9 protein-coding genes are annotated in these 9,920 nt (G+C 41.7%); 2 read left to right on the top strand and 7 right to left on the bottom strand.

All coding sequences use genetic code 11. The annotated features are described in order from the left end of the window. Positions 1–43: 43 nt before the first annotated feature. Complete coding sequence (locus BT147_RS11675; protein WP_072335442.1) at positions 44–511, top strand: hypothetical protein; 468 nt, start codon at positions 44–46, stop codon at positions 509–511. Between the two features lie 391 nt (positions 512–902). Here the strand turns inward: BT147_RS11675 and BT147_RS11680 are convergent, their stop codons facing one another. The 6 genes from BT147_RS11680 to BT147_RS11705 form a co-directional block, all read right to left on the bottom strand. Then, positions 903–2,066 (bottom strand): sugar ABC transporter permease, encoded by a 1,164-nt coding sequence (locus BT147_RS11680; RefSeq protein WP_072335445.1) that lies wholly within the window; start codon positions 2,064–2,066, stop codon positions 903–905. Then, the gene (locus BT147_RS11685) at positions 2,063–3,586 is read right to left on the bottom strand and encodes a xylose ABC transporter ATP-binding protein (RefSeq protein ID WP_072335448.1); all 1,524 of its coding nucleotides are present in this window, start codon (positions 3,584–3,586) and stop codon (positions 2,063–2,065) included. Before BT147_RS11685 ends, BT147_RS11680 begins: the two co-directional genes overlap by 4 nt. A gap of 137 nt (positions 3,587–3,723) precedes the next feature. Beyond that, complete coding sequence (gene xylF, locus BT147_RS11690; protein WP_072335451.1) at positions 3,724–4,770, bottom strand: D-xylose ABC transporter substrate-binding protein; 1,047 nt, start codon at positions 4,768–4,770, stop codon at positions 3,724–3,726. Positions 4,771–4,873: 103 nt separating this feature from the next. Next, positions 4,874–6,439 carry a response regulator gene (locus tag BT147_RS11695; RefSeq protein WP_072335454.1) on the bottom strand — a complete coding sequence of 522 codons (1,566 nt, stop codon included), beginning with the start codon at positions 6,437–6,439 and terminating at the stop codon, positions 4,874–4,876. Next, the gene (locus tag BT147_RS11700) at positions 6,414–7,883 is read right to left on the bottom strand and encodes a sensor histidine kinase (RefSeq protein ID WP_072335457.1); all 1,470 of its coding nucleotides are present in this window, start codon (positions 7,881–7,883) and stop codon (positions 6,414–6,416) included. The genes BT147_RS11695 and BT147_RS11700 overlap by 26 nt, the downstream gene beginning before the upstream one ends. After that, entirely contained in the window at positions 7,870–8,877 is a 1,008-nt protein-coding gene (locus BT147_RS11705) for a substrate-binding domain-containing protein (RefSeq protein WP_072335460.1), read from the bottom strand. The genes BT147_RS11700 and BT147_RS11705 overlap by 14 nt, the downstream gene beginning before the upstream one ends. Positions 8,878–9,040: 163 nt before the next feature. On the opposite strand from BT147_RS11705, the gene BT147_RS11710 reads away from it, so the two are divergent. Continuing rightward, complete coding sequence (locus BT147_RS11710; protein ID WP_072335463.1) at positions 9,041–9,571, top strand: hypothetical protein; 531 nt, start codon at positions 9,041–9,043, stop codon at positions 9,569–9,571. Between the two features lie 78 nt (positions 9,572–9,649). On the opposite strand, the gene BT147_RS11715 is transcribed toward BT147_RS11710, so the two are convergent. Further along, positions 9,650–9,920 (bottom strand): group II intron maturase-specific domain-containing protein (locus BT147_RS11715; RefSeq protein WP_286119162.1); only part of this gene is annotated, 271 nt, incomplete at its 5' end.

Below are 9,920 nucleotides of genomic sequence, written 5' to 3' on the forward strand. Positions count from 1 at the left end.
TTTTATTTAATTTATTTTTTTATATCAATTTAGGAGGAGACATATGTCACGAATTTTAAAACTAAGCCTCGTCATTCCCTTGCTCCTACCCTTAGTTGCCTGCGGAAACGACTTAGATACTGCTGAAAAAACAGGCTTGGATTATGTAATTGAGGTACACACTAATTCTAAACGTGATACAGTTCGCTTATCTCAACTAACCGGAAGAAATAAATCAAAAGAAGGAATCGCTCATATTAAGCCATTCCTTAAACCGACAGGAACTGTCTGGGTAGGCTCTAAACCCACATCAGATAAAAATAAACGTGCTGTTTATACCTATTTTTCTACTAAAATGACGGAAGAAACATTAATAAAAGGAGTTTATGTAGAACAACGAGGGGATAAATGGATCTATTCAGGTGATATCGAGTTAGAAGAGTTCCCTAAGATTGAATTTGATAAAGCAAAGGAACAGAAACAACTGCAAAAATTAAAAGTATCCGAGTGGAAGCAAATAGACATCAAGTAACGAATAGAAAGACCCACATTCTTATCTAGAATGGGGTTCAAATTATAATAAACAAGTAAATGAGAAAAGGAATAGGGGCATATGTGTCTGTTCTCAGCGATGTTAGTGAGCCTACTTAGCGTAGGCGTTCGAAGCTAGGGCGTTTTTGTGGCAAATGTTTGAGCGCTTGCGAGTTTTTGCCACTTGCCCGAAGTGCAGAAGGACGAAGCGGACATTTCTACATCTTCGCAGGCTCATTATTTGAGCTGTGAACAGATACATTGCCCCGAGCTATTTCCATTAACTCGCCAATCCGTAGCCCTACCCTCATTTACCTTCTAATCAATCACATACATTTATCTATAGTATAAGCCCACATCCTATCAGAATGTGGGCTTCACCTATTAATAGATTAACTATTCTTCGCCTTACTTCTACTATAAATATCAAACCACACCGCAAACACCAAAATCGAACCCTTCACAATCAATTGCCAGAACGAATCGATATTCAAGATACTCATCCCATTGTCAAGACTCGCCATAACAAGAGCCCCGATCATCGCTCCGGGGATCGTGCCCACTCCGCCCATAAGGCTGGTTCCGCCAATGACACATGCAGCGATGGCATCCAGTTCATACATGGTACCAGCACCCACGGTGGCGGCATTCACCCGTGCGGTTAGAATCAAGCCCGCTACTGCAGCAAGTGTGTTACATAATACGAAAATCAGCATGATTTTTCGCTTCACATTAATACCCGATAAGACAGCCGCTTCTGAGTTCCCACCGATCGCGTATACTTGACGACCAAATACGGTTTTCTTTGCGATAAAGGTAAATACAATCGCTAAGAATACGACCACCATAAAAGGAATCGGTATTCCTTGATATGCATTCATCACCGAAACGACGACGAAAATTAAGGCGCTGATTCCGAGCCAAATTAGTCCGGTCATCCACACTGGAGCGACGGAAAAGCCAAACTTCACTCTAGATTGACGTTGACGAAGTAAGAAAATCCCTGTTAACACAATCGCCACTCCAGCAACGATGTATCCCATAAATGGAAGAATAAATCCTTGTCCGAGCGCTTTAAAACTCTCTTTTAAAGGGGCAATGGTTTCACTCTTCGTAATCCCTTGAAGCGCACCACGAAAGATCATCATCCCGCCTAACGTGACGATAAACGCCGGGACAGCCCGATATGCCACCCACCAACCTTGGATAAGACCAATCATTGCCCCGAGTAAAATCGTCACAATCACGACGGGAACCGTGTCCCAGCCGTACCAAACGTGCAGGATTCCCGCAATTCCACCTGTTAATCCCACCAGAGAACCAACAGATAAGTCAACTTGTCCTGCTACTAGTACAAGCACCATTCCAATTGCTAGAATGGAGGTAACCGACATCTGAACAAATAGATTGGAAAAGTTACGAGCTGTCAAGAAGCTATCATCCATAAAAGAAAAAAAAGTCCAAATCGCGATAATGGCTATGATCATAGAATAGGCACGCACATCTAAGCGAAACAAATTTTTATTAAATTTAGCTGAACCTGTTTTTGTTGTCATATCTGGTCCCCTCCTGTCGCCGCAGTCATAATTCGCTCTTGAGTTGCCTCTTCTGCTTTCCATTCAGCGGTAATCGAGCCATCTGCCATAACGAAAATGCGATGACTCATCCCTAACACTTCTGGCAACTCGGAGGAGATCATCAGAATCGAAACTCCCTCGCGTACCAGCTCATTCATAATTTGATAGATTTCATACTTCGCCCCAACATCCACTCCACGGGTTGGTTCGTCTAAAATGAGCACTTTTGGCCTCGTCATCATCCACTTACCCAACACAACTTTTTGTTGATTCCCGCCACTTAATGTACCCACCACAGTCTCCAGAGAAGGCGCCTTCACTCCTAGCTTTTGAAAATAGGACATCGCGTGAGAGACTTCTTTACTAGCATCGATCCCGGTCCAACTCGATACCTGCTCAAGGCTTGGAAGCGTAATATTATCTTGAATACTTCTTTCCAATACGAGGCCTGTCCGTTTACGATCTTCCGTTACTAACGCAATCCCGTGGGAAATAGCGTGTTCTGGTTGTTTGATCGTAACGGGTTTACCCTCTATTTTCACGGTACCTGACAAATGACCGTTCAATGCTCCAAATAAGCTCATCGCTAGCTCCGTACGTCCAGAGCCCATTAATCCAGCGATTCCTACAATCTCACCTTTTCGTAATTGGAAGGAAACATCGCGAATGATCTTCTTGTTCGGATCTTTTCGGTCCGTTACGTTGTAGTTCGCAAGCTCTAGCACTACATCACCAGAAGTCGACTCTTCACGAGGAAAACGGTCTTTTAACTCTCGACCTACCATGAGAGAAATCACTTGATCCTCATTTACCTCATCAATCGATTTCGTCGCAATCGTTTTCCCATCTCGCAAAATCGTAACTGAATCCGAAATGGAGAAGACTTCGTTTAGCTTGTGAGAGATGTAGATACAAGAGACTCCACGTTCCCGAAACTTCCCCAGGATATCAAGTAAAATCCCAACTTCTTTTTCCGTTAATGCCGCTGTTGGTTCATCTAAAATCAAGATTTTCGCATTTTTCGAGAGCGCTTTCGCAATCTCCACAAGCTGTTGTTGACCAATTCCCAACGTCCCCGTTACCGTTTCGGGATGAATACTGGACAATCCTACTTGCTCCAACCAATAAGCCGTCTCTTGATGTTGGCGATGAACATCAATGACACCGAACTTCGTATGCTCTTTACCTAGAAATAAATTCTCTGTCACAGACATCTCTTTCACTAATGCCAGTTCTTGATAAATAATTGCCACTCCCGCTTTTTCAGCATCTTTAATCGAACGAAACGTTTGCTCTATACCCTCAATCTCAATAGAACCCTTATACGAACCATGTGGGTATACACCACTGAGCACCTTCATCAAAGTCGATTTCCCAGCGCCATTTTCCCCACAAAGTGCATGAATTTCGCCTTTTCTCACTTGAAATGTCACAAAATCCAGTGCCTTTACTCCTGGAAACTCCTTCGTAATCTGTTTCATCTCTAAGGCGATCGTCATCTTATTTCCTCCCCCCTCGATAGAAAATGTGGAACATCTCTGCTCCACACATTCATGAAATACATCATTTTTATACATTCACCAGATACCATCTTAAACTCTAGATTCCAAATTCCAGGTTATGTATCCACATAACATTACTTCTTAGAAATATCTTCTTTCTTATGGAACCCATCCGCCACAACCGTTGCATCAATATTTTCCTTCGTCACTACAATTGGATCTAGCAAAATAGAAGGAATATCTTTCTTACCATTGTTCACGGTTTTATCTGTTGCTACCTTCTCACCTTTTGCCAATGAAACAGCTAACTCTGCTGCTTTTTCAGCAATCAACTTGATTGGCTTATAAACAGTCATCGTTTGTGTCCCTTCTACGATCCGTTTAATCCCGGCCAACTCTGCATCTTGACCCGATACAGGAACCTTACTTGCCAATTTTTGCGCAGATAGTGCTTGAATTGCTCCACCGGCAGTGCCATCGTTAGCCGCTACGACTGCATCAATTTTATTCTGATTAGCTGTCAAAGCATTTTCCATATTAGAAAGCGCATTTGCTGGGTCCCATTCTTTCGTCCATTGATCATAGACAATCTTGATATCACCTTTATCAACCAATGGCTGTAAGACTTTCATTTGCCCTTTTTTGAATAGGTGGGCGTTATTATCCGTATCTGCACCTTCGATTAAAGCGTAATTTCCTTTAGGAGCCTTCTCCACAATCGCTCTTGCCTGCATTTCTCCAACACGTTCGTTATCAAAGGAAAGATACAAGTCCACATCAGAGTTTTTGATTAGACGATCATATGAGAGTACTTTTACGCCCTCTTTATGGGCTTTTTCCACGATTGCCGCGGCTACTTCCGCATTATGTGGAACAACCACAAGCACGTCTACCCCTTGGCTAATTAGGTTCTCAGCTTGAGAAATCTGCTTCGCATCATCACCATTTGCCGCTTGTACCTTTACTTCGGCTCCTAATCCCTTCGCCTTGGATACAAAAATATCTCGGTCTTTTTTCCAGCGCTCTTCTTCCAATGTATCTAATGAAAAACCAATCACAGTCTTTCCATCATCTTTTTTCAACTTGCCACCTTGATCAGCGGCTGGTGCTCCCGTACTACATGCTGTAACAGAAAGAGCAAATGCACTTAATAAGCATAATGCTTGGATTTTTTTAAACATCTAGATCTTTCCTCCTTTAACTTCATAATTTGACTGTATCACGATAGAAAGCGTTTACATCACGAAACATTCTTCACTTTTTTGTTATTAGTAGCATTTTTATTTAAATTGTTTTCATTTTGTCTCGATATTGTGAAGGAGAGAGTCCACATGTTTTCTTAAATACCCGGCTAAAATAATTCGGATCGTGATAGCCTACTTCATAAGCAATCTCCTTAAAGCTAAGGCCGCCTTGGCGGATATATTCTTTTGCACGGGAAATGCGGCATTGGGTCATATAGTCCACATAACTAATTCCAAATACCTCTTTAAAACACTTACTCAAATAAAACGGACTCAACTGAACAAACTTCGCTAACTGCTCCAGGGAAAGATCTTCCATAAAATGTTCCTCTATATATTTCTTTACTTGGTCAAAAGCATCAAATTGAGCATTTTGTTGAAACCGTTGGTATGCAACATCTAGCTCCTCTATCTTCACTCTTGCTTCTTGCCATAATTCCATATAGGACTGCCCACGCAAAAGAATAGTAGCAGGTACTTCTTTTACACCCATTTCATCTAGCAAATGAATTAATAGAAGAAAATGGCCATATAAGCGTTGTTTTGCTTCTTCCAAAGTAGTTTGTCTCTGTTCGCTCACAGATAAAAAACCAAAGATGATCTCCTTTGTATCCTGCCATCTTTCATTACGTATCGCTTCAATTAATTTTCGTTCAACCCGTAATCGTTTATGATCTTTACCTTGTTCTTGAGACAGATCATCATAGAACCGAATGCGGTATCCTTGCCCCATTCCTAGATCCGAACAAGCTATTAATGCCTCTTGATATGAGAAACGCAAGTCGTCAAGAACGGCCTTCGCACGCCCAACCCCCAACCCTATATGAAGCTTAGTATCACGACAGTCGAGTCGACGAATTTGTTCCATCATCTTACCTATCAGGCGCCGCTCTTCTCCCTTTCTGTGGAAACATAACAGGGGTAGGATATGGCCTGAAACACTCCCCACCATCATGTCATCACGACCACGAAGTTCTGCTTGCATTTCACACATAAAATCCTTAAGAGATCGATCCTGCTGACCCCAGTCTTCTCTCCACTGTATACTCACCACGATAACCGAAGCAGGAGGTTGAACCGCTATCCCCATAAAATTCGACATCTCTTCCAAATCGATCGCCGGCACTTGATCAAAGAGCAATCGTGAGACATACTCCGATTCAAGAATGGGTAAAACTTTTTGGATTCGATGATCAGTCTCCTCCTTTGATGCTATGCGATGAGATCGCTCTTGAACGATCTCATCGCATAGCTTCCGAATCGTCTCTACAATCGCTTGTACCTTACTCGGCTTCAGCAAATAATCTTTTACTCCTAGACGAATCGCCTGCTGGGCAAAGGTGAACGTATCATACGACGATACGATCACTACTTTAATCGTAGAAAACTTTTCTCGAATTCTCTCAATCGCTTCCAAACCATTAAACCCTGGCATCTGGATATCCATCAGCAATAAATCCGGCTTTAGCTCTCCTGTCTTCTCAATCGCTTCACGACCATTTCCAACTGTCGCAACTACTTCCACTTGATCTAGATGAGTGGTCAATATTTTCTCCAACGCTACCCGTTCAATCTCTTCATCATCTACGATCAAAATCCGAATCATCCAGTTTCCCTCTCTCTCCTAGCGTAGCAGGTATGAGAATCGTAATCGATGTACCCTTCCCTACCTCACTCTGTATTTGCAAGAGATCCTCTCTGTGATAGTACAAGCTAAGCCTTCGAATCACATTAGACAAGCCTACACTTCCTGTTTGCCCCTGTGCAGTGTACATTCCTTTCATAATTTGTCGTACCTGATCTTGCGACATTCCTACTCCATCATCCGCCACTTCCAACTGCACACCATGCTCTGCAGCCCGTACCCCAATCGAAATCCTTCCCCCTTCTTCCCTTGATTCAATTCCATGAATGAATGCATTTTCCACCAAGGGTTGTAAGAGAAAACTAGGTACTGGCACATGTAAACATGCAGGATCTATCTTCTCTTCGCCTTTTAAGCGATCCGTAAATCGTGCTTGTAGGATCGTCATATAATTACGGATCATCTCAATTTCTTCTGCTAACGTTACTTCTACATCTGCTTTTGCTAATTGGTAACGCATCAACTCTGCAACGGTTGTAATAAGATCACTTGTCTCAACCGATCCTTCTAGGTATGCTTTTTTTGCCAGTGTATTTAACGTATTAAATAAAAAATGGGGCTTCATCTGATTTTGTAAATTCCGCCATTCCATCTCTTTTAGTAAGTATTGATACTCCTTGACCTCTTGCTCTAACTTCCCTTTCGCCTCTAATTCCTCAAACGATCTTTTCACACTCACTCGCATCTGATCGAAGGTTTGCGCGAGAAAGGCCGTTTCATCATTGGACTCCACTTTAATTGGCTGATCATAAACACCCGCAGAAATGAACCTAGCACCCTTTGTTAACAAGGCGATAGAACGGGTGATGCCTCTTGAAAACCAATAGGCACAGCCGATCAATATAGCCATGATGCTCAGAAATCCTTCCCATCCTACTATTTGCAATTCCTTTGATGATTGGATCATTTGCGCATACAGTCGTTCATGAATCGTAAGCTCATGATCTACCAATGAAAGAGTTGTCTCTGTGATAAAGGACCTCTCTTGCTCCGCTTTTCGATAAAATTGGGTAGCATCATCAGACCGTTCCTGTTGATACGCTTGGATGGACAAATCAGTACTTTCTATAAAACTATCAATCAGATGAGTATAATCACTCACACCTGCTGTATTCTCATCATTTTGCAGAAGTTTGACTTTACTTTGAGCTTGCCTTAGTAAGTTTCGAGCCAATATATAATGCTCCTTCGACTGCTCCGATGTCTCATGAAGAAGATCATTCGTTCGAATTAGCAACTGCTCAGATTGAACAGAAACTTGTTGGAAGATCAGATATCGTTCTAACACCTGATTATACTGTTGTAAAAATAGCTGATGAAAGTACTGAAACATCAACCAGAATAAACCGAAAACAAGTAACAAACAGCTAGCTGATAATAAAATTTTTCCCTTAATGCTCTTCATTACGGAACCGACTCCCTGTTGATGTTTCTAAAGTCGAATCTGTATAAATATGGCTTGGTAATGGTAATTGCTCTCCTCGAATCCAAGAAAGAAGGTGCATTATGCTTTCTTCGCCCATCTTTCGAGGATTATCTACTACCACAGCCTGTACTTGCCCTTGTGCAAATACATCCGTTAATTGCGCAACATCTTGAAACGTATATATCTGAATCTTGCCTAATCCCACACGCTGCTTGATCACACGAATGACCGCTTCTAACTCCTCTCCCTTCGACACGACAATCGCATCGAGATTGGAAGTTCGATTTAATAATTCATGGATCTGACTCATCGTTTGCATCGTCCCATTTTTCTCAGAAGAGTCATAAATTTGTTTTACAACTTGCATACTTTTCTGGCTTGCTAAACTTTGCTCCACACCTCTTATCCTTAGCATTGCCACCATCTGATCAGTCGACTGGCCAATAATACCAACAGTTGGACTCGATTTTTTTTCTAAATCAACCCGCACTTTTTCACCGAGAATCCTCCCCGCCGCTACATGATCCGATCCCACATACATCTTACGAAGTGAGCTCGGTACATCTGTGCCAATTAAAATAACTGGAATTCCGCCCTCTGTTGCTTGGTTAACCGCCTGTATAAAAGTAGGATCGTCCATACCCACCGTAATAATGCCATCTACTTTAGCTGAAGTAACCTTCTGTATATCTCGTGCCATCTCTAACGCATTTCCTTTATATCCTCCATGCACCTCCACCATGATTCCTTGCTTTTTTGCTACTTCTTGGACTCCCGACTCCACCTCTTTAAAGTACAAATCACGTATAGCCGGAGAGATTAAAGCAATTCTGAACGTTTCTTTTACAGATGATGCTGGTTTATGGATCTGCTGAAGAGTTTGATATGTATGAGTAAGCTGATAGATTGGTAGGTAGATTAATAACAAACAAGCTAGACTAATTGCACCTATTAACACATTTCTTTTTCTCATATTTCCTCCGCCTAAAAAAATCAATTAACTACAGAATACATGATTTATCAACAAACAAATGATTTTTTATTTTTTACGGGTCTAAAACATTTTTTAACAAAATATATAGTATATTGTGTTTCTAAAAACACAAATGAAAACGGATAGGGAGATGGTCTGATTTATGAAAAAGACATGGTTATACAGTATGATTGGAGCCTTACTTTTTACGATGACATTTGGACTTTCCACAGCTGATGCATCCTCAAGCAAGCAAGATCGACTCATTGTAAATCTAACGGCGGATACAAGTGTAGGACCATATCAAATTGTGGATACGGATGGACAAATGTATACGTATGCCGACAGACAAAGTTATGAAGTAGCAGAGCAACAGTTTACAGCAAAATGGGCTATCGCATCTAAGAAAGTAGTAGGTATACTCGCTTCCGACTATGCAACTGAGTCTTATCAACACAACTCCTTTAAAGGATGGAGCTATACAACTCCTGTTGGCTACTCTACCAATTTCAATAACAGTAAATACAATGATGAAATTTCATCCATCAAAACTGCGCGTAAAAGCTCTGGAACGAAGGTCTGTTACCATAAAAATGGCGGGGAGCCTTGTAAAACATTTGGTCCAGGACTAGACATCTCCTATGTAGGAAATGGTTGGAATGATCAAATCTCATATGTAATTGTATATCGTTAAATCAATCGAGTAGGAGGGGGTGATTAACCCCCGACCTCTCACACCACCTAGCATGCGGTTCCGCACTAGGCGGTTCACTTAAGTCTGACGAATCCAGTCATATCTTGCCTTTATACTCTTTAGTCCGAGACCTCGCCAATAGGCGAGATCAAGAGTCCTATGGAGGATCGGGCTACAAGCAATGCGCCAGTATTTCTTACGAGTATTGCCCCATTCATAGGCTTTTTCTTTAGGAATTCCTAAAGAAATAAGCCTTTTAATTTTTGTCTTGGGTTTCTTCCATTGCTTCCAAAGGCACATTCTTAGCCTTCTACGAAGCCATTCGTCCATTTGTTGAAATGAAGTTGGG

Origin of the sequence: Thermoactinomyces sp. DSM 45891 (assembly GCF_900119485.1) — a bacterium.
Taxonomy (GTDB): domain Bacteria; phylum Bacillota; class Bacilli; order Thermoactinomycetales; family Thermoactinomycetaceae; genus Baia.

Excerpts from the sequence above, each read along its gene's own strand:
- BT147_RS11675 (WP_072335442.1), top strand. The coding sequence starts at position 44 with ATGTCACGAATTTTAAAACTAAGCCTCGTCATTCCCTTGCTCCTACCC.
- BT147_RS11680 (WP_072335445.1), bottom strand. The coding sequence starts at position 2,066 with ATGACAACAAAAACAGGTTCAGCTAAATTTAATAAAAATTTGTTTCGC.
- BT147_RS11685 (WP_072335448.1), bottom strand. The coding sequence starts at position 3,586 with ATGACGATCGCCTTAGAGATGAAACAGATTACGAAGGAGTTTCCAGGA.
- xylF (WP_072335451.1), bottom strand. The coding sequence starts at position 4,770 with ATGTTTAAAAAAATCCAAGCATTATGCTTATTAAGTGCATTTGCTCTT.
- BT147_RS11695 (WP_072335454.1), bottom strand. The coding sequence starts at position 6,439 with ATGATTCGGATTTTGATCGTAGATGATGAAGAGATTGAACGGGTAGCG.
- BT147_RS11700 (WP_072335457.1), bottom strand. The coding sequence starts at position 7,883 with ATGAAGAGCATTAAGGGAAAAATTTTATTATCAGCTAGCTGTTTGTTA.
- BT147_RS11705 (WP_072335460.1), bottom strand. The coding sequence starts at position 8,877 with ATGAGAAAAAGAAATGTGTTAATAGGTGCAATTAGTCTAGCTTGTTTG.
- BT147_RS11710 (WP_072335463.1), top strand. The coding sequence starts at position 9,041 with ATGAAAAAGACATGGTTATACAGTATGATTGGAGCCTTACTTTTTACG.